The organism is Acinetobacter endophylla (assembly GCF_053543775.1).
In genome coordinates this window covers 1-1,222 of record NZ_JBLVOM010000066.1, presented here as the reverse complement: position 1 = coordinate 1,222, position 1,222 = coordinate 1, and the positions used below count along the sequence as shown (strand labels likewise).

2 pseudogenes are annotated in these 1,222 nt (G+C 37.0%); one reads left to right on the top strand and one right to left on the bottom strand.

Annotated elements, in window-relative coordinates:
* Nucleotides 1-677 (top strand): annotated as a pseudogene (locus ACNPNW_RS04860) (IS3-like element ISAba14 family transposase); the annotation flags it as partial.
* Nucleotides 678-694: 17 nt separating this feature from the next.
* On the opposite strand, the pseudogene ACNPNW_RS04855 reads toward ACNPNW_RS04860, so the two are convergent.
* A pseudogene (locus tag ACNPNW_RS04855) lies at nt 695-1,222 on the bottom strand (hypothetical protein); the annotation flags it as partial.

Sequence of the window (1,222 nt, the reverse complement as noted above, 5' to 3'; positions counted from 1 at the left end):
CAGGCAGTCGTATGATGCGTGATTTGTTGAATCGTCAAGGACATCATATAGGACGACGTCATACACGTACTTTAATGAAGAAAATGGGTATTCAGGCGTTATATTGCAAACCAAATTTAAGCCAGGCTAATCAAGCTCACCGTAAATATCCATATCTGCTCAAAGGGTTGGCTATTCTGCGCAGTAATCAAGTGTGGTCTACGGATATAACGTATATCCCTATGGCAAAAGGCTTTGTTTATTTATGTGCTGTGATTGATTGGCATAGCCGCAAGGTACTTGCGCATAGGGTATCGATTAGTATGGAGGTGGATTTTTGTATTTCGGCTTTAAATGAAGCAATTGAAAAATATGGATCACCTGAAATATTTAATACAGACCAAGGCAGTCAGTTCACCAGTGATGCATTTATTGATGTATTGAAATCAAATGGCATTCAAATCAGTATGGATGGTAAAGGTCGATGGATTGATAATGTGATGGTTGAACGATTATGGCGGAGCGTTAAATATGAAGAGGTGTATCTCAAAGCTTATAGCAGTGTCACAGATGCGAAAAAGCAATTGAGTGCATATTTTGAGTTTTATAATTTGAAACGACCTCATTCGAGTCTAGACAAATTGACACCAAATGAGTTTTACTATGATCAGCTACCCCAACAAAACAAGGTGGCTTAACTAGAGCGGAATATCACTTATAAATACGCTTTTAGTTGTTCAAACAAGTGGGACCACCTCTGACTCAGACCAGTCAGCAGTGACATCATGCCACATAATGCCAAAGAAGATTGATCATAAAAGATTGTACTATTTTCTTTGAGCATTTTATCCTGATAACAATCGTGCAATACGTTGTATACCTGATGTAATAAACTGGGTGCTAGATAAAGTGGATTACTTACAAATGGGACTTCACGTCTCTGAATAATTTTTTTGAGCTTTTCATCGGATATCATAGAACTTGCACGCTTACTGATATCATCATGTGTAGGATCAAGAATAGTTGCTGATTTTTCATCTATCTCGACTTCTGTGTCATCATTTTCTATATGAATAGGAGATGGCCCTGAGTGGTTTGTTACATCAATCTCCTTTTTTATTCTTTTTATCAAATCCTTGATACTAAGTTTCTTCGATGAATTTAATTCCCTGTTGTTAAGCTCATTACAGACAATACAAAATTGCTCAATGTAACGGTCTAAATCTAATGAGATGGAGTGCTT